The following is a 22,567-nucleotide window of genomic DNA, read 5'->3' on the forward strand; positions in this document are numbered from 1 at the left end:
CGTAACCCTTTTATTATGTAAAAATTAAGAAGTGTAAATTATGCTTGAAACAATATTGGTGACACGTAATGATTCATTAGAAAACATGAATTTATGTATAGAATTTGGTTTTATGTGATTTATCAATAATAAATCATTAGTATTAACACTATAAATTTTATCGTTTAAGAAAGTCTTAAAACTTTCATTTACAACATAGAAGCAAATTGCTACTATGCCTTTATTTATTGAAGGTTCATATTTAAAATCAAATTGTTTTTTAGGACTAATATTTAAATGAATTAATTCACCATGATAATTTTCCTTAGTCATTAAATTAAAAACAGAGGCTTTGCCATAAGTTTTAGTTTTCCAATCTCCCGAAAAACTATCTTGCTCAAAGGGATTAAGCAATTTTGTACACTTATGTTCATGGTCAAGAGTTATTTGTCCTTCAATAACCATAAACTTTCGTGATACATTGGGAAGCGTACTAAAAGTAGATTCTAATATATCGATTTTAGCAACGCCTAGTCTCCATAAAAAATTTCTACTTGTATAATCAGAATCTAATGGATATGTTATTAATTCTGTAGCCATACCACCAGACCAAAATGTTGGTTTATAATTTTCTTGCTTTATTAATTCAACATTATATTTCATAAATTGGTACTCCTTCTATTTATTACACATTCAATGTTAATTATATATTTAAAATATATGTATAATCAAGAGTCTTAAGTAAAATATAAAACGTTATTCATTGCAATAGTATACTATAGTACTGCTAACTGTAATTCTTATTACCAATATAAAATAATAGACATAATAAAGTTAAATAAGTAAAATTATAATTAGTGTAGGAAATGACTATAGATAACTGAAAATAAAACTTTATATGTAATTATTTGATTGAAAAGTTGTTGAAACTCAAATTAAATACGAAATATAATTATAGGGGTTGATAATATGGCAATCTTTAATGATAAAAAGATATTAAGAAAAGAAATTTTAGCCAAACGTAAAAATATAGATACAGTTGAAAAAGAAGAAAAAGACAGAAAAATATTAGAGAAATTTTATGAAAGTAAATATTATATAGAAGCAAAAAATATTTTCATTTATATATCATATGATTCAGAAATAAATACTAAAGGAATAATAAATAAAGCTTTAATGGATAATAAAAAAATTTATGTTCCAAGAACTGAATTCAAAACAAGGCTTATGGATGCTGTAAAAATCACATCATTAGATAATTTAATAGAAAGTGAATATGGAATTTTAGAGCCATCAGCGGAAGAACCACATATTGATCCGAATGGATTAGATTTAATTGTGGTGCCAGGAGTAGCTTTTGATATAAATGGTGGGAGAATGGGGTACGGAGCGGGTTTTTATGATAGATACTTTGAAAAAATCAGTAAGGATAATATGAAAAAAGTTATAAAATTAGCATTAGCTTATGATTTTCAAATATTAGAGAAGATACCAATGAATGAGCAAGATGTACCGGTAAATTATATTATAACTGAAACTAAATTCATACACCGATAAAAAGGCACGCACTGCCGAAAAGATGCGACATATGAAAAGAGTGCGAAGCACAACCAAGAACATTTCACATATAAAATTTTAAGAAAAATTGAATGCATCAATAATTCTGAATTATAGAAAGAGGGGAGGCGATAATTTATGGGCTATAGTGATAGTAATTTTATATATTTAAAAACTACTAGTATGGAAAAGTATTATGACAATTTAGTGAAAGCAGAATATATATGCGAATATTTTCCTATGATTACAAAAATCATCGTTAGAAAAGTAATAGAAGGAGTCCTGAAAGATATAGCAGAAAAACATACATTAGAAGGCAATGTAGCTGCATGGGACTTACTTAATAGTATTAAATTAAATTCTAAGTTTTCTGTACCAGATGAAATTTATAATTCTATTGAGATTATATTAGTTAATGGATATGAGCACGCTTCTCACAATAATAAGAATAAAAAGAATTCTAAGCATCCTATAGAAGTTTTAGAAACTATCCATAAAATTTTATGCTGGTATCTTAAGGAAACAGAATCACAAAAAATAATGTTGATTAAAGACTTGAGTTTTAAAGCTCCAAGTACTATTGAATATGGGCAAAAAGAAATTAATAAAATTAAAGATGACATTTCATTAAAGGATAACCAGATTAATAATTTAAGGCAAAAAATTATTGGATTAGGGAGTCAATGGAATAGGATAAGTGAGATAAATGAAGTTATAATAATAATAAAGGAAGAAAAAGCTTATTTAGAATCTATACAAATTTCATTAACTAAAAAAGTTCAGGGACAAAAAGACCAAGTAGCGGATGTGGAAAATAATCACAAAGCAATTATAAAAAAAAGTGAGAAATTAAAGGAGAACTGTAATGAAATTCAAGAACTGATTTTTAGTACAGAAAGTCAACTTGTTAAGGCTGAGATACAAAAGCAAGAATTAAAAAATTTAGTTAATAAATTAGATGAAAAAGATCAAGCAATAAGGAGAATTGAACAAACATTAGATGAAGAATTAAGTACAGTGAGAAAAGCATATGAAAATTTAGCAAAGTTATCTACTCAATATCAAGATATTTTAGAAACTATAGAATTTTCATATGATAAAGAATTACAAAAAATATTAGAGGCAAAAACAAACAATGTTACAATGCAAATTAGTTTTGAAGATAGAATCTTCAATGAAAATATAATTAATTATACTAAAAATATAGGTGAAGCTAAAAGAAAGATATTAATAGTTAAAGAGCTGTTAAATGAAACGATTAAGAGAGAAATTAAATATGAGTTATTTTATAAAGGTTTTTTTAAATTGAAAGATAAAGAGCTTAGAATTATTTATACTATGATTACTAACATTGATAACACATCTAACTTAATAAGTAAGACTAGAGAATTGTTATCAAATTCTAGTGAGGATAAATTTTTAGAATCAATAAATAAAAACTTGAAAGAACTAAAAAATGTAAATGATGATGAAATTAGATTAGTTTTATATTATAAGTTAATAAAATTATCTCAGGTTTCTCTAGGGAATATATATAATAGAAGACAATTTATACACGCTTTAGATACAATTGTAGATAAGGCATATGAAACCTTAATGAGTAAAAAGGATTTTAAAGGTAGAATAAGAAAATTAGATGCAATAAGTGCATATTACTTAGAGAAATTAATATTAAATTTAAAAAGTAAAAATAGTAACTTACAAATAAATGATGAGTTAACAGATAAAATTTATAAAAATATTATAAATTTGAAACAAAGTGTGGAAAATATAGAAAAAGAAAAGATATATTATGATAAATTCAATTTAGATACTATGTCAGAAACAGCACTTAAATCATCTATAAAGTTACATGTATATGATTTTATATTAATAATGGTAGATTTGGGAGGAATTTTTTCATATAAGGATATAGCAGCTATTATATTTGAAGTTGATAGATTGATAGTTCAAAGACCAGCATTAAAAATATATGAGGAAGAAACTTTGACAACAAATTTTTCAAATGAATATTTTATAATTCGTTTATTTTTATGTAGTGAAGCTACCTTTTTTAGTCAAAAGCAGCAAGAAGACCTAGCGCCATTATTAGTAATTGTAATAATGAGTATAAATTTAATATCAGATAATTGTGAGATTGGTTTAGAAAGTTATAATAGCATGGTGGATCTATGGAAGCGTAAGCAACAAACATATAATGACATTTATATAGAAAAAAAGGATCAGGGAAGTGAATTAGAATTATTGATAAAAGAGAAAAGTGAATTAGAACTTAATTACGGAAATTTATTAGAGTCTTATGATACATTAGTCAGGGATTATAATAATTATGACGAAGAGTTTAAGAATATTGTAATTAATTCAGAAAAAATAATTCTTTTGCCATCATATACGGATTATTATAAGTTACTTAGTAAAAAAGAAGTGGTTGAAAATAATATTGATGAAGCTAAAAACAAATTTGGAACATTAAAAAGTATACTTTCTCCAGGAGTTTGGAAGGATCAGGCTAATAAGATTATTAATGAATCTAATATTTTAGAATTAGAGAAGTCATTAATTGAAGAAGCAAAAGAAAAACCATATTTTAAAAAAGAATATAAGGTTTTTGAAGATCTGAAGACAAAAATTGAAGATACAAATGAATTAATAAATAAAGAAAAAGAAAATATAAAGAATAAGGATTCGTTAATTGATAATATGAACACTAAAATTAACGAATTTCAAAGGCAACTTAATAAAATAAAAGAGTTATATAGTGATATAGAGGAAGGATACTATTAAATAAAAATTTGCGGTATAATTAAATAAAATTTATATTCAAAGATTTTAGGAGGGCTATATATTATGAAAATTGAAACAAAATGCTTACATGAGGGTTATAAACCAAAGAATGGGGAGCCGGTAGCATTACCAATATACCAAAGCACAACTTATAGATATGATTCTACAGAAGAAATAGGTAAATTATTTGATTTAACTTCTGATGGACATATGTATTCTCGTATTTCAAATCCAACAGTTGGATTTGTAGAAGAAAAGATAGCAGCTTTAGAAGGTGGAGTAGGTGCACTTTGCACAACTTCAGGTCAAGCAGCTTCATTAATAAGTGTGTTAAATATTGTAAGTGCTGGAGATCATATTGTAAGTGCTGCTACTGTATATGGGGGCACAATTAATCTTTTTGCAGTTACTCTTAAGAGATTTGGGATAGAATGTACATTTGTTGATGCTGATGCATGTGAAGAAGAAATACAAAAAGCATTTAAGCCAAACACAAAAGTAGTTTTTGGGGAAACTATTGCAAATCCAGCGATTGCAATATTTGATATAGAGAAATTTGCGAGTATTGCACATAAAAACAATGTGCCACTTATTGTTGACAACACTTTTGCAACACCACTTCTTTGTAGGCCTATAGAATTTGGTGCAGATATAGTTATTCATTCAACAAGTAAGTATATGGATGGACATGCAGTGCAATTAGGTGGAGTAATTGTTGATAGTGGAAATTTTGATTGGACAAATGGTAACTTTAAAGAATTTACAGAACCAGATGAGTCTTATCATGGAATAATATATACGAAACAGTTTGGAAAAGCTGCATACATAGCAAAAGCAAGAGTTCAACTTATGAGAGATCTAGGTGCATATCCAACTGCAAATGCTGCATTTCTTTTAAATTTAGGTCTTGAAAGTCTTCCAGTTAGAATAGAAAAACACTGTAGAAATGCAGAAACAGTAGCACAATTTTTAAATGAAAGTGATAAAGTTGAATTTGTAAATTACCCAACAATTAAAGGAAATAAATATAATGAGTTGGCTAAAAAATATTTATCAAAAGGATGTAGTGGGGTAATTTCATTTTCAATTAAAGGTAGTAGAGAAAATGCAATTAAGTTTATGGATAGTTTAAAGCTTGCAGAAAATGTAGTGCATGTAGCAGATATTCGCACATGCGTACTTCACCCAGCAAGTTCAACACATCGTCAACTTTCAGATGAACAATTAGTAGCAGCTGGAATAACACCAGGTCTTATAAGATTATCAGTAGGACTTGAAAATGTTGAAGATATTATAGAGGATGTTAAACAAGCATTAGAACAAGTTTAAGAGGATTATTCATAAACTCATGAGTTGGATTTGCCGAAATTAAATACATTTGTGTTCAGCAGTGATTTCAGCAGCAAAATTTTCAAATGCCTGCTAAACATAAATGTATTGATTTTGGGTGCAGATGTATATAAATGAGTTTAGAATAATGAGGGGTGAACCATACCATAAGTAAATGAGGAATTTATTAAGATTGGATAAGATTAAAATGCAACTCAAATATGTCTAGAGTTGGTCGCAGTATACATAATGGACCTATGGAAGGATTTTTTTGGATACTAAAATCAGAAATGTATCACCTAAGGGAATTCTATACATATGTAGAACTTGAGCAAGCTATTGATGAATATATAGAATTTTATAATACAAAAAGACTACAGAAAAAATTAAAAGGCATGGCTCCAATTGAATATCGTAGCCACACCTTATCAGTATAAATTTTTATTATTTACCCTGTCTACTTGACAGAGTGGAGTTCAAGCCACATACAAATGGTCGTATGTTTCATGGTGGAGGTGAATCACGACTTTTTAAATAGACTAATTTTATTACTTTGCCATATTAATAAAACACTCAAATTTTATATAAAATAATATTTGAATTTATTATTGATTTGTGCTTAACGTCCAAGGTTTTTGAATACTATCTTTTAAAGTGTTATAAGTGTTAATTAACTGTCTTAATCCTGTATTTAAATCTTCACTTTTTACAACTGCAGCCTTATAATCATTTTCTGTCATCATACCTATATCTACTTGTGATTTTGCATATCTAAGTTTTGTATTAGTTGATTTTACCTGTTCATTTAATGTATTAATTTTGTTTTGTAAATCAAGTAATGTTGAATAACATTCTTTTAACCCATTCTTTAAATTCTTCCTTGAATCAGCTAATTTAACTTTTCCTTCTTCTAAACTATATTTACCATCTAAATAAGATCCATAGGCAGTTAGTTTATTGGAATAATTCTGTACATCTTTTTGATACCCCATAAGTGCTATTGCATATGATCCAGTATCAAATGAAACATTTCCAAGCGCATCACTTTTGGCAAATTTCGTTTTATCAGGCATTGTAGGTGCATCTTTATCAATAATGTCTTTGATACCATCATCTTTTAAATCTTTAAAATAATCTTTTGTGAGCTTTATCATTTCATCATTATATTTTAAGTATTCATCTATTTTTTCATCCAAATATGCATCTACTGAACCATTAATTTTAAATACATTATATTTAATATTTTCATCAAAACTATAATTTGATAACTTTAAGTCTGTCAAAACTCCCATAAAATCCATATTGTTTTTTAAAGAATTCTCTTTTGAAGTAATATCATTTTTCAAAGACTCCACCTCAATCTGTTTGTCTACTAATTGATTATCTGTTGCCATACCAATTTTAACTTTTGTTTTCATTGTCTCTAATTCTTTATTTTTAACTTCAAAATTACTATTTAATTTTTCTATATCCATTTGTTTCAAAATTATAGCATTATATTTATTAGTAATGTCGGTTGTGATTTGATCCTTTAAAAACTCTTCTGATTGACTAGTCTGCTTTTTCTGCAATTCAAGCTTATCATTTGGGAAATCATATACTTTCTGATCAATACTCGTATAAAAATCATCTATTTTGTCTTGAAGTTTCATTTTATCTTCATATAATTTTATTTCTTTTGATTTTAGAGCTACTTTTTCACTATTATTAATAGCTGCATTTACAATTTTATCTAAAGTTATAATTGGTTTTTTAGAAACTGTTTTTGCATTATTATCTAAAGTATAAACTATTTGTGCACTATTTGTATCTGTTGGTGTTTGCACAATATTTTTATTGTTATTTTCTACTGAACTATTTGTATTTACTGTTGTCTTATCAATGTTTGTATCATTACTTCCTGTTGAGCCAGTTGTATCTACTGTTGTTTGTGCAATTTTTATTCCATTATTTTCTGCTGCAAAGGCTTGAACTATATTCCCGTTCATTATACTTAGTCCAATTCCAATAGCAACTACTCTTTTTATATTTTTCTTCATTGATTATTCACCTGCTTTTCTAATATTATAGTCATCTTTTTAATAAAAAGTCTGAAACTAATTAAGCTATTTGACCTTCTAAATCACTTTTTTCATTCTCCGAATCAAGTAATTTCTTACTTCTATGCTTATCCAATGCAATCCTAGCGGAATATAACCCAATTCCTATAATAAACCATACTATAGCATATAATACTCCATTTTTTATACTTGGAAGAATTACATCCCATCCTACTCCTTTTAAATTTATGTTTTTGAATTGTAATGCTACATTCATAAATGGCCATAAACTTTCTATAAGTCTAGGAAGCCCATCTGGCATCATATATCTAGGAAATGCAACTCCGCTGGCTAGAAAGGTTATTATTCCAAACATATTTATGAATTGAATAATATATAGTATATTATCAATGAAAGCAGCAAAGAAAAATCCTAGAGCTGTAAGATCAATTAGAAATATAAACATTAATGTAAAATATTCTGCTAAATTTCCTCTGAGAGGTAAATCGAAACATTTATCTAAAATACATAACGTAATAAAACTTGTTAACTCAGTCAAAACAATAACCATTAAAATCCTTGCTACAAGATCCAATATATTTCTTAAACCTTTCTTGGATCTTATATTTAATAGATTTAATTTCTTTCTATTTGCTATCAACACTGGTACTATAAATGCTGCTATATAGTTGCCTTGTATAAAGTATGGTGCAAGGGTATACATAAAATACTTCATATAGCAAAGTCGAGTTTCATAAAGAGCACGTTCACCATATGAAAAGCTTGTAACAGCTTTATATGCAGTATCTGGCAACATATTATTTCCTTCAAAAACCTTTAACTGAAATCCTGCATTAACAGTTCCTAGAACTGTATTTCCATAAGCATATATATTATTTGCAACAACTATATTTGTTCCATCTACAAACATTGCAAGACTCGGAGATTTCATTTTAACAGCATCTTTATTAAAATCTTTAGGAATTACTACTCCACCACTAACTCTCCTTTCCTTTATTGTTTGTTCTAGTTCCGTCTGAGAATCTGCATAATAATTTACATTTAGCCCAGGGCTATTTTTAAGCTGCTTTACTATAGTCCTTGATAAAGATGAGTTGTCCATATCTACTACTCCGAAGGGGATATTTTCCACATAGATATTGCTAAAAACATAACATACAATTGTAACTATAAAAATAGGAAGTATACAAACTTTAATAATACTCTGTATATCTCTAGCTATGAATCTTAGAACTTTCAATTCCATTCCCCCTATGCACAAATTTATTTAAAATCTTATTTTTTAAGTTATAATCCTTTTTTAAAACTCTTTTAAATATACATATAATAAGCATGACAATCCATGTGAGAATCAAGTAGTTCACAAGACAGTATATCTGTGGAAGAACATCATTAAAGCTTACTCCCATAAGTGATAAATCTCTCATTGGAAATCCATAATATAAAAAAGGAAAAACCTTTGATACAATTTTGAATATATCTGGCATAGACATTAGCGGAAATGTATAACCAGACATTAGGACTGCAGCTTGAATTACAAGTCCAGCATTGCTAGCTGCTGATAACTTATCTTTTAAAATCAACCTAAATATAATACCTAAATTTACTATAATTATGCTAAACAATATAGTAAGTGGTACTGCTGCTATAATTGATCCTCTATAAGGCATTGCAAAATATTTAAATTCTATAATTAAAGCTAAAAAGATTGAAATTGCTCCTATAAGCCCAAACCCAATGCCTTTAATTAATAACAAAATATAATTATCATTTTCTTTTATTACTATGGCTCCAATTATAATCATCCCTACTTGGCAAATTCCAATTACCATCCCTTGAATCAGAAAGTTTGCTACACTTTTTTCTGGATTTCCTAATATAACACTATTAAGTTTTATTGGGATAGCATTATTTGTAGCTTGCTTAGGCAATACTCCAAGCTTTCCTTCCTGAACATTTATTAAATAACCAGCTCTAATAGTACCAAAGATTTCTGCCATTTTAGCTTTAACAGAACCAGATGCTAACATTTCCGTACCATCATAAAAAATCATAACTTTAGGTGATTTACCATCTAATACATCTTTGGAAAATCGTTCTGGTATGATTATACCAGTAACTACTTCTCCCCTCTCAATTAACTTTTTGATATCTTCATCATTATTACTATTATTTGTCACGTTAAACATTTCATTTGTATTTATTTGTTTTACAATATTTTTGCTTAATGACGAATTATCATGATCTACTATTATAGTTGGAATATTCTTTACTGAATGATTAATAAATGTATATTCTAAAAAATAACTACACATACAAGGTACTATTAAGAGCAATAAAACAGAAATTATAATTTCTTTAAATTTTAGAAATACATTCTTAAATTTAATTATTGTTTTCTTCATATTTTCTCTCACATCACTTTCCAAAATCAACAAAAGCTGTCATGTCTGAACGAAGAGGCTTGTCCATATCAACTAATTCAACTTTTACACCATAGGATAATATATCAAATTGCCCATTATCATTTGTTGCCCTCTTTACTGCAAAATCTGCATCTTTATTGATTCTAACTATTTTCCCTTTAAATTCCTCATCTGGATATGCTGGAATTTTTACTGATACCTCTTGATTTAAATCTACTTTAGAAAGATCCGTTTCACGCACATTACATAATATTGAAGGTTTACTCACATCAGTAACTATAACTAGTGGCATTCCTGTTGATACAAGCTCGCCTGCTTTAACATTTAATTGAGTAACTACTCCATCTTCTGGTGCTACAACTGTAGCGTTGCCAATATTTACATTTACTTCATCTAATCCTCCTCGAGCTTGCTTTATTTGGCCTTCTGCAGCTTCAATCGATGCAGAAGCTTGATTCACTTGAGCTTGAGCTGCCTTTATGTCTTCCGGTCTAACAGCACTTAGCGCTATATCGTATTTAGCTTTTGCTACTTTTAATTGAGTTTCCACATTATCCAAATCTGATTGGCTAATAGATTTTTCTTCAAATAAAACTTTAAGCCTATCATAAGTTACTTGTGCAAGATCATAACCTGCTTTAGCTTGAGCTATTTCTTCAGGTCTTGCACCATTTTGAGCCTCTTCAAGCTTTGCACTTGCAGCATCTCTAGCTGCTTTTGCTGCATTTGCTTGACCAGTTGCTGCTTCTATCTGTGCTTGAACTTGATATTGCTTAGTTGTAAGTATATCGCTATTAATTATAAGTAGAACATCACCCTTTTTTACATTATCACCTTCATTTACCTTCACTTCTTTAACCTCTCCTGGAATTTGAGAATTTACATTTATATCTGTCATGTCAACATTTGATTGTATTATTAAATTACTAGTACTTTGCTTTACTAACTTATCTCCTGTAAGTGTTGATACAGAAGCACACCCAGTAAATCCATTAATTGTAGCTAGTAAAACTGATAATAATACTATTTTTTTTATTTTCATAAAGCTCCTCCTTACATTCATTATCTAACTTTTGAATAAATGCTACTTTCATAAATAAACAACTACATTATATTTTTTCTTCGATTAAATTTCATATAATTGCATAATTAATTACATCTATTCCTCATTTGTAAAAATGTGTATTGACATAAAGTTTATTATTGACTATCATCTATATATGGACATGAGTCTATTATAAGAATGTATGGACACTTATTCAATAATCAATATTAATATATAAGTCTGTTAATAAACTTAAATACCAAATTTGTCTATTATACGAGGAGGATCATAATGAAAGATAGACGTGTAAGAAAAACACAAAAAGCGATTCAAGATGCTTTTGCTAAATTATTGTCAAAAAAAAATATTGAAGATATTACAATAAAAGAATTATGTAATGAGGCTGATATTAATAAAAGTACATTTTACTTGCATTACAAAGACATTTATGACTGTGCAGACAACCTTATGAATAGTGTTATAGATAGAACTATTGCTGTAATGGAACCATATGACTTTACTGAATTAATTGATCATCTTCCAGTAATACTAGAAAATATAATTCTGATATTCAATGAAAATAAAGAGTTATATTTGCCAATTCTCAACTCCCCAAGACATTCATTTGTACAATATCAGATAAAAAAACTTACTATTAATCGTCTTTTAGAAAAAACTACTAATAGTAATATAAATACTATACTAAATAAATGTCTTGCTTCATTTGTTGTATGTGGCATATTGGGTGTACTTGAACAAGTTAAATTTGATGAAATAACGCCTGAGACAGCTTCCGTTCTAACAGATAAAATTCAGAACGGATTTATCTATGCTAAAAATACATTTTAAGACTATATAAGATCAATATATAAGCTATTCTATCTGTTGCCATAAATAAAGATGAAGGAACTAAAATACCCACGGTAATATAAATTTGATTGCCGTGGATGTCATAATGGAGCCAAAACGTGATCTTTAAAATCAACTACTATTAAATTTAAATTTAGAGGATTCTATAGATATTTGTGAGATTTTTGAACGTGATTTAAATCTAGAGAGAATTATAAGAGAATTATCGGCAAGATGTGGAGAAATCATTTTTAAAGAAGATACATTAATCATAAGAATATCTACTAAAAACTTTGGTTTTGAAAATAATATAAGAAGCATACCACTATATGCAGTGTTTTGCATTGTAGCTTAAGATTCATTTAGAAAATAATAAGTCAAAAATGTGGCAGTATTAAAATTAGTTTAATACTGCCATATCTTAGTTAAGTTCTATATTTCTTTATTAGCTATTTCTGCTATAATTCTTTCGATGAATGCATCTAGATTTATTGCACCTTCATCATCATTTTTTCTGCTTCTTACAGAAACTTCATTATTTGCAGCTTCCTTTTCTCCAACAACTAAGATATAAGGAGTTCTTTCAAGTCTTGCTTCTCTAATCTTATAACCAATCTTTTCAGCTCTGTAGTCTGCTTCAACTCTGATTCCTTTGTTTTTCAATGATTTTACAACTGAATCAGCGTAATCATTGTACTTATCAGAAATTGGTAATACTTTTGCTTGAACTGGAGAAAGCCAAGTAGGGAATGCACCTGCATATTCTTCTATAAGCATTGCAAGTGTTCTTTCATAGCAACCAATTGATGATCTGTGAATTATATATGGACGTTTCTTTTCTCCATTCTTATCTACATAACTCATATCGAATCTTTCAGCTAAAGCAAAGTCAATTTGAACTGTGAACAATGTATCTTCTTTACCATGAACATTTTTAAATTGTAAATCAAGCTTTGGACCATAGAATGCAGCTTCATCATCAGCTTCAACATAGTTAACTTTTAAGTGATCTAAAATTTGTTTCATTATACCTTGAGTTCTATCCCATGATTCAGGATCATTAATATATTTTTCAGTATTGTTTGGATCCCATTTAGAAAATCTATAAGATATTTTATCTGCAATACCTAAAGTAGTCATAAGATATTGAATTAATTCAAGAACACCTTTAAATTCATCTTCTAATTGTTCAGGTGTAACAATTAAATGACCATCAGCTAAAGTGAATTGTCTAACTCTTATAAGACCATGCATTTCTCCAGAAGCTTCATTTCTAAATAGAGTAGAAGTTTCACCGTATCTTATAGGAAGATCTCTATAACTATGTTGTTCAGCATTGTATATAGTGTATTGGAATGGACAAGTCATTGGTCTTAAAGCAAATACCTCGTCATCCTTTTCTTCATCGCCTAATACAAACATTCCATCTTTATAGTGATCCCAGTGACCAGAAATCTTATATAAATCGCTTTTAGCCATTAATGGAGTTTTAGTTAAAAGATATCCTCTTTTTTCTTCTTCATCTTCGACCCATCTTTGAAGAAGTTGAACTATTTTTGCTCCTTTTGGCATTAGTAAAGGAAGTCCTTGACCTATGTTTTCATCAGTTGTAAATAGCTTTAATTCTCTACCAAGCTTATTATGATCTCTCTTTTTAGCTTCTTCTAGAGCTTCTAAGAATGAATCTAAGTCTGCTTTCTTTAAGAATGCAGTACCGTAAATTCTAGTAAGCATTTTGTTCTTTTCGTTACCTCTCCAGTAAGCACCAGCACTTCTAGTTAACTTGATTGCTTTTACTGGTTTTAATGAAATAAGGTGAGGGCCAGCACATAAATCAGTGAAATCTCCAAGCTTATAGAATGAAAGTATTTCATTCTCAGGAAGATCATTGATTAATTCTACTTTGTAAGGTTCATCTTTCATTAATTCTAAGGCTTCATTTCTTGGAAGTTCAAATCTTGAAATTTCAGGATTTTCTTTTATTATTTTTTGCATTTCTGCTTCAAGTTTTTCTAAATCTTGAGCTGTGAAAGCAACATCTTTATCAAAGTCATAATAAAATCCAGTAGCAATAGAAGGTCCGATGGCTAATTTTGTTTCAGGGAATAATCTCTTAACAGCATAAGCTAAAACATGAGATATGCTATGTCTTACTGCATCTTTGCCCTCTTGAGAATCAAATGTACATATACTTAAAGATACATCTTCATTAATTTCGCGTCTAAGGTCACAAACTTTACCATTAACGATACCACAACAAGCATTTCTAGCTAATCCCTCACTAATTGATTTAGCAATTTCATAAACTGATAATCCAGATTCGAATTCTTTAACTGAACCATCATTTAAAGTTATTTTTATCATTTTTAAAACTCCTCTCAATATATAAAATATAATTATTTTTTTGAATGTAATTTATATAATTTCAATAATCATTGTTGTTAACCATAGAAATATGAATATCAAGATTATATAATTTTTGGAAATAAAAAAAACTCCAGCTCTAAAAAATAGAGGCGAAGTAATATCCGTGGTTCCACTCTAATTACCTAAAAATAAATTAATTAAAAAAGTCTAAATACTGAAATATAAAAGACTAGCTTAAATAAAATAAAAAATAGGTCACTTAAATTTATCGTAACGTGATAATGACGGGCTTTATTAAAGCCACTCAGAGGTGGTTTTCAGTCTAAGTTTATTTAAGAATAATCACACCAGTATATTCTCTCTCTGAAAAATAAGGTTTTAGCTTACTGTCCTCATCAACGTATTATTATATTAATATTTCTTATTATAAGCATTGAATTTTTCTATGTCAACAAATTAACAGAAAAATATTTAAATAAATAATTTTTTGAAAGTCATATTTTGAAATGTTTAACAGTATTTTAATGGAATTTTAATAAGGCTTTAATGAGGTTTTAATAAGAAATTTATCAAAATACACTACAATCAAGTTAGAAGAAATAGATAATAAGATTATTTTTGGAGGTAGAGATGAATAGAAAAATAAAAAGTATTAAAACGAAAATTTTAATATTTTTAATACCAATGTTATTGATTGCATTTACAGTATTATCAGGACTAGGATATAAATTTGCAAGTAATTCTTTAAAGGAAAGTAATTTAAACATAATGGCAGAAATGACTAAAATAGCAGCTGGTAGAGCAGAAGATAAGATAAAAAGTGAGATTAAAAATCTTGAAGTGATAGCAAGTAATCCTACAATTAGTGATGAAAGTGTACCATTAAAAGATAAAATAGAAATTTTGAAGCCATCATTAAAAACAATTGGACAAATGCAATTAAGCATAAGTGATAAAGATGGAAATTCAATAGATACAGCAGGAAACACAAAGAAAATAAAGACAACCCAAAGTTTCATGAAATCAATTAAAGGGGAAAATTCAATAACCAATCCTTATGTAGATCCAATTACAAATACAAAAGTAATTGCATATTCTGTACCAATCAAGGATTCAGCAGATAATATAATTGGTACTATTACATCAGTAAAAGATTGCATGGATTTCTCTATTATAAATAAAGAAATAAACTTTTTGCAAACAGGAGGTGCTTTAATTGTAGATAGCAATGGAAATTTCATAGTAGCAGAAAATGAAGCACTTGTAAGTGAAAATAAGAATATTACAAATATGACATCAGAAAAAGGTTCATTAGATGACTTAAACAACATAGGCAAAAGTATGATTATTGGAACTCAATCTGGTATTGGAAAATATACTTACGAAGATAAAGTTAGGTATATTACATATACTCCAATAGGAAGTACTGGTCTTTCGATGGGTATTACAGTTGAAGAAAGTGACTTATTAAGCCCATTGAAAAATTTAGCATTAGTTGATACATTAGTAACAATTATAATGATACTATTAATAGTTAGTCTAATAATTTGGTTTGCTATTAAGTTTATTAACAGGTTATTAGGTGCTAAAGATTATGTGGACAGTATTGCAATGGGAGATTTTTATACCCAAATTGATGATAAATATATTAACGGAAATGATGAAATAAGTGAAATTTGTACAAGCGTAGGTAATGCCAAAACATCCATTGGTGGTATGATAAAAGCTGTAAGAAATAATGCTACTGTAGTTAAAGATGGTTCATTATCACTAAATAAAATTTCAACAGAATTGGCAGTGCTTACAGAAGAAATATCATCATCGATACAAGAGGTTTCAGAGAATACCAACAGACAAAGTCTAGATTTTAAAGAAATAAGTGATAAACTGACAAGATTTAGTGATAAAGTAAATGTAGCTAAAAATAATGTTAATTTAATTAGCCAAGACGTTTCAGTTATTAATGATAAATCATTAATAGGAAATAAAGACATAGAGGAATTAAACGATGGAATTATAAGTGTTAATAGTAGCTTTGAAAAATTTGCAATGAGTATAGAGTATATACAAGGAGATATGAAAAATGTAGATAGGATTACGCATATTATTAATGGAATTTCAGAACAAATAAATCTTTTAGCATTTAATGCAGCAATTGAAGCAGCTAGTGCAGGAGAGGCAGGTAGAGGATTTAATGTTATAGCGTCTGAAGTTAGAAAACTTTCAGATAAGAGTAAAGAATCATCTCAAAATATTTATAGAATAATAAATAGGCTTATGAAGATAATAAATAAACTTGTAGATGAATCTCAAAATATGAATTATGAGATTCAAAAACAAAAAAATGTAATTTATAAAACATCAAGTTCATTTTCAGAAATATCAGTATTAGTTAGCGAAATTGCACCTAAGGTTTCAAATATAGATGATGCATTTAATAATATTAGCCAAGATAAAGATTTAATTCTTGAGAATATATGTGAATTATCAGAAGAAGTGCAGAATACATCAGAGTCTATAGAACAAATAGGATTTTCATCACTGGAGCTCGCAAAACTTGGGGAAGAATTAAATAATAGTTCAGATATATTATTATATAAAGCTGATGAACTTATAGAAAAGGTAAAACAATTTAGAATAGAAAAAGAAGACTTTGAAAATGAATTAGCAATAGATGTAGAAACTATAGAATTAAAACTATTAAACACAGAAGAGCTAGAAGAATCAAATTTAAAAGAAATAGTAGATATAAGAATAATAGAAAACCAACACATGAGAAATTTAGATTTTATATTAGAGGAAGAGCTGAAAGAATTAGCTATGCCATCTGAAGAAGAAGAATTGAATTTACAATATGATATTTATGGGATAAATAATGTAGATTTAGTACTAGTAGAGAATTTTGTTGATTTAAGTATATCACCTTTAGAAAGATTAGAAGCGGATTTACCAGCAAAAGATTTTGGATTAGGGTGTTGTACAGTAACAGAATTGAAAGAGTATATTAAACATAAGGAAATGAAAGACGAGGAAAAGGAATATGAAGAACTAAAAAATTATAACATATCTAATATATTGTAAAATATAGATAAATAAAACTTAGAGCTCAGGATTACTTATAGATAACCACAGTGGAACTTATACTTATGCCTACATCCGCCGAAATTGAATACATATTTATTCCGTAGGACTGTGAAAATTTCGCTGGAAGCATTCTAAATGGAAGGTTGCACCCATTATAGTTTGCTCCAAATGTAAAATTTGGAGCAAACTATAATGGAACAACCTTCCATTAAGAAGCTTCAGCAGCTTATTTTCAATGCCTACTTCATATTATGACCCTTGTGGTTACAAATATGTATCCAATTTCTCTGTTTGGATATGCTCCTAAGTATAGTAAATATTGAATATAATACCAAGTGTAAGTAAAACTTTAGTAGTGGGCATCTATATCGGCTTAAGAGATTACTTCGAAAAAAATGTTTTAGAAGATAACATCTTGATTTAATTAAAGAAAAAAAGAACTTTCTAAATAGAAGTTCTTTTTTTATATAATAAATAGTAAATTTAATAATATGACTACTCAATACTCTTAATTAATTTATCTAAAGTCAAATTAACAATCATTTCTTCTGAGTAGAATTTTTCGCCCATTATTTTAAAAATGACATCTGACCGTTTATAGCCTTCTTTATAAAGCTTTAAATTTTTAGTTATTCTTTTAAGTGTGTTTTTAGGAATATTCAATTCTAATGCTAATTCTTTAAAGGCATAATAATCTTTTTTTAAGATATCAAATAATTTGTTTTGAAAATCTAACTTATATCGAAGATCGACTTCCTTAGATTGATGGGGACCATATTTACCTCTATGATGGAAGGAACATAAATATTTATAATTTATTTCTATATCAAAGCCACCTTCACTTCTGTGAACAATATGATGTATATCAGCTTCGGCATTGCATATTTCACATAAAGACAATGTTTTAATCCTCCTTAGAATTTATCTCATATTATTTATAAAATTATTTGACATATATTATTATAAAGTAATCAATGAGAAATATCAATTTTAATATATATATATGTTAAAATAATGTAAATGAGTTATAAAATTGAAAAATAAGGGTAATATAGTGTAAAGAGAAAAACAATTATAAGTAAACAAGTATAGGAATATTTTTTATAATATATTAAGGCGTGAATAATATGATTTATATTTCATAAAATATTTACTGGGAGGGTGAATGAAATGAGAGAGAACTACAATTCATTTAAATATTGGGAAAATGTTATCAATGAAAATAAGACAATAAGAGGGCATATGTTTATGCAGAAGCGACCTACTGAAGGAAGTTTTTATTTTCATACACTTATATTTGGACGTAAAAATGGAATGAATAATTTATGGGGGTATGTGCCAAATGTAAAGGGTTTAATCGGGTATATTCAGTATTCATTTTTACAAGAAGCTTTTTATAAGTGGATACATGGACAAGAAAAAGTAGTTACTAGGATTCCACATTTAACAGTTGATAAGATAGCTATTGAAGGAGAAAAGTTAAAGAAAATAAGCAAAGAAGTTTGTATTAATATGAAAAATGATTATGAGTTTTTAAGCAGTTTATGGGAAATGCCAGCTGATAAGAGTGAAATACAATTAAGAAACTTTATTATAGATTTTAATAAAAAATGGATGGGAGATAATACTGAATTTCTATATATAAAAGTTTTTAGCACTCCAGAAGAATTGGGGGAGTTTGTAATTTCGTCTACTCTAATAACAAGTACAGAAAAAGAACTAGAAAATAAAATAGGTATGTCAATAGATCAATGGAGAGATATTTGCAAGTTTGCAATAGAAGATTCAATAAAAGGTCAAATATTTAGAAAAGTTTTACTCAAAAAGTTAAGTGAAGTATATTAATATATATGAGAAAGTAATGTATTCTTGAATGAAAACCTTTAAATAAAGGAATAGGAGAGATATTTGTTTAGTTAATAATAGATATCTCTTCTATTCCTTTATTTAGTGTTAATATCTAAAGTTTAATATTTTCAACAGAAGCTATACTTTGGGAGGAGATTCCAAGCATTTCGCCAGTAAAACCAAGTCCCTCTTCAGTAGTAGCCTTAATATTTATTTTATCAATATCTATATTAAGAGCTTTTGATATATTTTCTCTCATATTCTCAATATGTGGAGACATTTTAGGCTTTTGAGCTATTATTGTAGCATCTATATTGTTTATCATATAGCCGGCTTTGAAAATTAGCTTGCCAGTCTCTTCAAGTAAAGTAATACTAGATATCCCCTTAAAAGTATTATCTGTATCAGGGAAATGCTTACCAATATCTCCAAGAGCACATGCTCCGAGTAAGGAATCCATTATAGCATGAAGAAGTACATCTGCATCAGAATGACCGAGTAATCCTCTATCATATGGAATTTCAAATCCACCCAATATTAATTTTCTGTTTTCAACTAATCTATGCACGTCATATCCTAATCCAATTCTCATATAGTCACCTCATTAAATGTTTTAATACAATTATAGTTTAACATATAAATTGTAATGTACAATTAATAATTGATAAACAAATTTCATAGGAGTTTTAAAATATATATTTCAAAAATAAATCATTATGCTAATTTGAAATACGTCTATTTTTGATAATTTCTATAGTTTTTGAAGAGTTGGTCCTAATGTTAAATCTGATAAACAATAAAGAAATAAATTTATTTATAATAAAATGTATAAATGTTATTCTACGCTTTTTTATAAAGTCGACATAAATTATTTTTCTTTTCATAAAATAATCTCCCAAATATTGATTTGAAATTGGGCGGTAAAGGTTTATTGATAAGTAGATTTATATGCTATAATAACATAGTATGAAGAAGTCATATAAAGGGTTAATCTTTTAAAGAGGTGTTAATTATATGGAAAACTTGAGCTTTAATAAAGATAAATATGTATTTGCTTCACTCCCATCAATGTTATTAATAGGAGACTCAGCAGAAAATAATAGAAATAAACAAATAGCTTTATTTTTGGATGAATTAAACATGTATAATGTGTTACTTAAAGACTTAGTAAATTTTTCGATTAATGAAAATGATAGGAATAGAGCTTTGAATATAGCTTACTACATAACTGAAAATGATGATTTGCTTGAAATAATGATTCAAAAAAAAGATTTACCCATATCAAAGCTAAATAAATTAACTAAAATTAAACGTGAATATATAGAAAAATGCAGAGACTATATTATCGCTTATTATATAATATTAACAAATTCTAATTATAGACTTATACAAGATTATTTTAGAATAAAGTTAAGAGAAGATAATACTATAATGAGTATTTCAAATAAAAAGCAGGATTCATATAAAGGTGTAGTAATAGAAGCATTAAATAAATCTGCATACATAGTTACTTCTAAAGGCGAATTTATAAAAATAAAAACTAATAGTAAAGCAAGTGTTGGGGAACTCTGTGAAGGTAAACAAAAGAAAACTATAAGAAACTATAGAATACATATTTCTATTTTATTGTTTATACTTATATTAATTGGAAGTGGAATCATTATTGAATACAGAAGAACTCAAAGCATGGTTGTTATACAAACGACTTCCAGTATAAAAATTAGTATTAATAAATTTAATAAAGTTATATATGCATATTCACCTACTGATAAAGGAAAAGAACTTGTTGCAAGCGTTAATATGTTAAATAAGGATATTGATGAAGCTATTGCTGAAACATTTGAATATGCATTAAATAATCAAATGTTAGAATTAAATAAAGAAGTGCCAACACTTAGTAAAAAGACGTTAATCACTATAAACGGACAGGCATTAGAGTATGGATTACTTACTAAAACAAATAAATTTATCTCTGAAAATAATATACCTATAGTTATAAATAATGCCGGCAATCAACAAAAATTACCACAATATTCAACACAAGATGAGGAAAATAAAACAAAAAAGTAACTTTCAATTTGAGAGTTACTTTTTTGTTTTATTTAAAATTTCTTTAAATGTATCCATATCATATTTAGAACTAATATAAATCCTATCAAGTTTAAGAGGATTATCATCTCTATCTGACAGGCCTTTTTTAGTAGTAAATCCTAAAGTATAACCAGCATCTTTTGCTGCCTTAATACTATCATCATTAAAATCTCCAAAAGGATAGGCAATTGAATCTATTTTCTTTCCTGTTATTGATTCCAAAGTTTTTTTTGAATCTATAAATTCTGAAAGTTGTTCATCATAAGTCATTTTATTGAGTTTGGGATGATTAACAGTGTGACTTTCAATATCTATTCCATAATGGGACATTTCATCTATAGCCTCTTTTGATAAATAATAAGAGCCATCTAGATTAGAGGTTATGCAAAATATAGTTGCCACCATATTCAAATCCTTTAAGATAGGAAACGCATTATCATAATTATCCATATACCCATCATCGAAAGTAATAAGAATACTTTTAGTTGGAATAGGGGAATTATTTAATATATAAGCTTTAAGTTCACTTAAAGTTAAGGTCACATAGCCTTCATCACGTATATATTGTAGTTCTGTCCTAAGCAGCTTAGGGGTTATTGTTACTTCGTTATCAGCAGATTCTCTAACAGAATGATAATATAACACCGGTACACCTCTATTATCATTAATTAAAGTAGTTTTAGGTTCAGATTTATCTGAAGAATTAACAGCTTCAGCTATAGAACTTTTTTTAGCTTCAATCATATCAATATTATCAGTGCTATGGTCTATGTTGTTAACGGTATCAGCATTATCTTCTATAATGTTTAGGTTATTAGGTTTCGCTTCTATAATTTTTTCAGAAGAAATATTATGAAATATTAGATAACCAGCTAATATAACAATTAAGAAGAATGCTGGAAAAGTTAATTTATTTTTAAAAACACTTTTTCTTAAATCAAGTCTTCTTGACGTATTCTTTCTAGACATAATCTATCAATTGACCTCCTTACATTAAAACTAAAGAATTATTCTTTTATAATTATATCGCAAATTATAATAAAATATATGAAACTTAAAAATAAAAACTTGGATAGATTTTATTTAAGTATTACAAGAATTAATTTAGAATAAGATTCCTAAAAGTGTAGCATAATATAAAAAGAGTA

17 protein-coding genes are annotated in these 22,567 nt (G+C 27.6%); 8 read left to right on the plus strand and 9 right to left on the minus strand.

Features of this window, described 5'->3' with window-relative positions:
* Nucleotides 1-24: 24 nt before the first annotated feature.
* A complete protein-coding gene (locus psyc5s11_RS01645) occupies nt 25-642 on the minus strand; it encodes a HutD family protein (RefSeq protein ID WP_224035930.1) in 618 nt (205 codons plus the stop codon).
* A 306-nt stretch (nt 643-948) separates the two neighbouring features.
* On the opposite strand from psyc5s11_RS01645, the gene psyc5s11_RS01650 reads away from it, so the two are divergent.
* The 4 genes from psyc5s11_RS01650 to psyc5s11_RS01665 all read left to right on the plus strand — a co-directional run bounded on the left by psyc5s11_RS01650 (nt 949) and on the right by psyc5s11_RS01665 (nt 6,086).
* Nucleotides 949-1,536, plus strand: coding sequence for a 5-formyltetrahydrofolate cyclo-ligase (locus tag psyc5s11_RS01650; protein ID WP_224035931.1), 588 nt, complete (start codon nt 949-951; stop codon nt 1,534-1,536).
* A gap of 138 nt (nt 1,537-1,674) precedes the next feature.
* The gene (locus psyc5s11_RS01655) at nt 1,675-4,320 is read left to right on the plus strand and encodes a GumC domain-containing protein (protein WP_224035932.1); all 2,646 of its coding nucleotides are present in this window, start codon (nt 1,675-1,677) and stop codon (nt 4,318-4,320) included.
* Between the two features lie 63 nt (nt 4,321-4,383).
* Nucleotides 4,384-5,649, plus strand: coding sequence for an O-acetylhomoserine aminocarboxypropyltransferase/cysteine synthase family protein (locus psyc5s11_RS01660; protein ID WP_224035933.1), 1,266 nt, complete (start codon nt 4,384-4,386; stop codon nt 5,647-5,649).
* A 221-nt stretch (nt 5,650-5,870) separates the two neighbouring features.
* On the plus strand, nt 5,871-6,086 hold the full coding sequence (locus psyc5s11_RS01665; protein WP_375541982.1) for an IS3 family transposase: 216 nt from the start codon (nt 5,871-5,873) through the stop codon (nt 6,084-6,086).
* A 168-nt stretch (nt 6,087-6,254) separates the two neighbouring features.
* Here the strand turns inward: psyc5s11_RS01665 and psyc5s11_RS01670 are convergent, their stop codons facing one another.
* The 4 genes from psyc5s11_RS01670 to psyc5s11_RS01685 form a co-directional block, all read right to left on the minus strand.
* Entirely contained in the window at nt 6,255-7,688 is a 1,434-nt protein-coding gene (locus tag psyc5s11_RS01670; RefSeq protein ID WP_224035934.1) for a TolC family protein, read from the minus strand.
* Between the two features lie 61 nt (nt 7,689-7,749).
* A complete protein-coding gene (locus tag psyc5s11_RS01675; protein ID WP_224035935.1) occupies nt 7,750-8,949 on the minus strand; it encodes an ABC transporter permease in 1,200 nt (399 codons plus the stop codon).
* Nucleotides 8,924-10,114, minus strand: coding sequence for an ABC transporter permease (locus tag psyc5s11_RS01680; RefSeq protein ID WP_224035936.1), 1,191 nt, complete (start codon nt 10,112-10,114; stop codon nt 8,924-8,926). Before psyc5s11_RS01680 ends, psyc5s11_RS01675 begins: the two co-directional genes overlap by 26 nt.
* Nucleotides 10,115-10,127: 13 nt before the next feature.
* Entirely contained in the window at nt 10,128-11,177 is a 1,050-nt protein-coding gene (locus psyc5s11_RS01685) for an HlyD family secretion protein (protein WP_224035937.1), read from the minus strand.
* A gap of 294 nt (nt 11,178-11,471) precedes the next feature.
* Between psyc5s11_RS01685 and psyc5s11_RS01690 the strand changes: the two genes are divergently transcribed.
* Nucleotides 11,472-12,029: a TetR/AcrR family transcriptional regulator gene (locus psyc5s11_RS01690; protein ID WP_224035938.1), complete on the plus strand. Its 558-nt coding sequence runs from the start codon at nt 11,472-11,474 to the stop codon at nt 12,027-12,029.
* Between the two features lie 432 nt (nt 12,030-12,461).
* Here psyc5s11_RS01690 and thrS read toward each other — a convergent pair whose 3' ends face one another.
* Nucleotides 12,462-14,393: a threonine--tRNA ligase gene (thrS, locus tag psyc5s11_RS01695; RefSeq protein ID WP_224035939.1), complete on the minus strand. Its 1,932-nt coding sequence runs from the start codon at nt 14,391-14,393 to the stop codon at nt 12,462-12,464.
* Between the two features lie 633 nt (nt 14,394-15,026).
* On the opposite strand from thrS, the gene psyc5s11_RS01700 reads away from it, so the two are divergent.
* A complete protein-coding gene (locus psyc5s11_RS01700; RefSeq protein WP_224035940.1) occupies nt 15,027-17,477 on the plus strand; it encodes a methyl-accepting chemotaxis protein in 2,451 nt (816 codons plus the stop codon).
* Between the two features lie 498 nt (nt 17,478-17,975).
* Here psyc5s11_RS01700 and psyc5s11_RS01705 read toward each other — a convergent pair whose 3' ends face one another.
* Nucleotides 17,976-18,380: an HNH endonuclease signature motif containing protein gene (locus psyc5s11_RS01705; protein WP_224035941.1), complete on the minus strand. Its 405-nt coding sequence runs from the start codon at nt 18,378-18,380 to the stop codon at nt 17,976-17,978.
* A gap of 270 nt (nt 18,381-18,650) precedes the next feature.
* Here psyc5s11_RS01705 and psyc5s11_RS01710 point away from each other — a divergent pair, with 270 nt between their 5' ends.
* Entirely contained in the window at nt 18,651-19,325 is a 675-nt protein-coding gene (locus psyc5s11_RS01710; protein ID WP_224035942.1) for a hypothetical protein, read from the plus strand.
* Nucleotides 19,326-19,440: 115 nt separating this feature from the next.
* Here the strand turns inward: psyc5s11_RS01710 and ispF are convergent, their stop codons facing one another.
* Nucleotides 19,441-19,920 (minus strand): 2-C-methyl-D-erythritol 2,4-cyclodiphosphate synthase, encoded by a 480-nt coding sequence (gene ispF, locus psyc5s11_RS01715; protein ID WP_224035943.1) that lies wholly within the window; start codon nt 19,918-19,920, stop codon nt 19,441-19,443.
* A gap of 422 nt (nt 19,921-20,342) precedes the next feature.
* Here ispF and psyc5s11_RS01720 point away from each other — a divergent pair, with 422 nt between their 5' ends.
* Nucleotides 20,343-21,398 (plus strand): anti-sigma factor domain-containing protein, encoded by a 1,056-nt coding sequence (locus psyc5s11_RS01720; protein WP_224035944.1) that lies wholly within the window; start codon nt 20,343-20,345, stop codon nt 21,396-21,398.
* Nucleotides 21,399-21,413: 15 nt separating this feature from the next.
* Here psyc5s11_RS01720 and psyc5s11_RS01725 read toward each other — a convergent pair whose 3' ends face one another.
* Nucleotides 21,414-22,388: a polysaccharide deacetylase family protein gene (locus tag psyc5s11_RS01725; protein WP_224035945.1), complete on the minus strand. Its 975-nt coding sequence runs from the start codon at nt 22,386-22,388 to the stop codon at nt 21,414-21,416.
* Nucleotides 22,389-22,567: the final 179 nt, after the last annotated feature.

The organism is Clostridium gelidum (genome assembly GCF_019977655.1).
In the GTDB taxonomy this organism is placed as follows: domain Bacteria; phylum Bacillota; class Clostridia; order Clostridiales; family Clostridiaceae; genus Clostridium; species Clostridium gelidum.

What these genes read in the sequence shown, in the direction of transcription:
- psyc5s11_RS01645 (WP_224035930.1), bottom strand. Translation starts at nt 642, where the DNA reads ATGAAATATAATGTTGAATTAATAAAGCAAGAAAATTATAAACCAACA.
- psyc5s11_RS01650 (WP_224035931.1), top strand. Translation starts at nt 949, where the DNA reads ATGGCAATCTTTAATGATAAAAAGATATTAAGAAAAGAAATTTTAGCC.
- psyc5s11_RS01655 (WP_224035932.1), top strand. Translation starts at nt 1,675, where the DNA reads ATGGGCTATAGTGATAGTAATTTTATATATTTAAAAACTACTAGTATG.
- psyc5s11_RS01660 (WP_224035933.1), top strand. Translation starts at nt 4,384, where the DNA reads ATGAAAATTGAAACAAAATGCTTACATGAGGGTTATAAACCAAAGAAT.
- psyc5s11_RS01665 (WP_375541982.1), top strand. Translation starts at nt 5,871, where the DNA reads ATGTCTAGAGTTGGTCGCAGTATACATAATGGACCTATGGAAGGATTT.
- psyc5s11_RS01670 (WP_224035934.1), bottom strand. Translation starts at nt 7,688, where the DNA reads ATGAAGAAAAATATAAAAAGAGTAGTTGCTATTGGAATTGGACTAAGT.
- psyc5s11_RS01680 (WP_224035936.1), bottom strand. Translation starts at nt 10,114, where the DNA reads ATGAAGAAAACAATAATTAAATTTAAGAATGTATTTCTAAAATTTAAA.
- psyc5s11_RS01685 (WP_224035937.1), bottom strand. Translation starts at nt 11,177, where the DNA reads ATGAAAATAAAAAAAATAGTATTATTATCAGTTTTACTAGCTACAATT.
- psyc5s11_RS01690 (WP_224035938.1), top strand. Translation starts at nt 11,472, where the DNA reads ATGAAAGATAGACGTGTAAGAAAAACACAAAAAGCGATTCAAGATGCT.
- thrS (WP_224035939.1), bottom strand. Translation starts at nt 14,393, where the DNA reads ATGATAAAAATAACTTTAAATGATGGTTCAGTTAAAGAATTCGAATCT.
- psyc5s11_RS01700 (WP_224035940.1), top strand. Translation starts at nt 15,027, where the DNA reads ATGAATAGAAAAATAAAAAGTATTAAAACGAAAATTTTAATATTTTTA.
- psyc5s11_RS01710 (WP_224035942.1), top strand. Translation starts at nt 18,651, where the DNA reads ATGAGAGAGAACTACAATTCATTTAAATATTGGGAAAATGTTATCAAT.
- ispF (WP_224035943.1), bottom strand. Translation starts at nt 19,920, where the DNA reads ATGAGAATTGGATTAGGATATGACGTGCATAGATTAGTTGAAAACAGA.
- psyc5s11_RS01720 (WP_224035944.1), top strand. Translation starts at nt 20,343, where the DNA reads ATGGAAAACTTGAGCTTTAATAAAGATAAATATGTATTTGCTTCACTC.
- psyc5s11_RS01725 (WP_224035945.1), bottom strand. Translation starts at nt 22,388, where the DNA reads ATGTCTAGAAAGAATACGTCAAGAAGACTTGATTTAAGAAAAAGTGTT.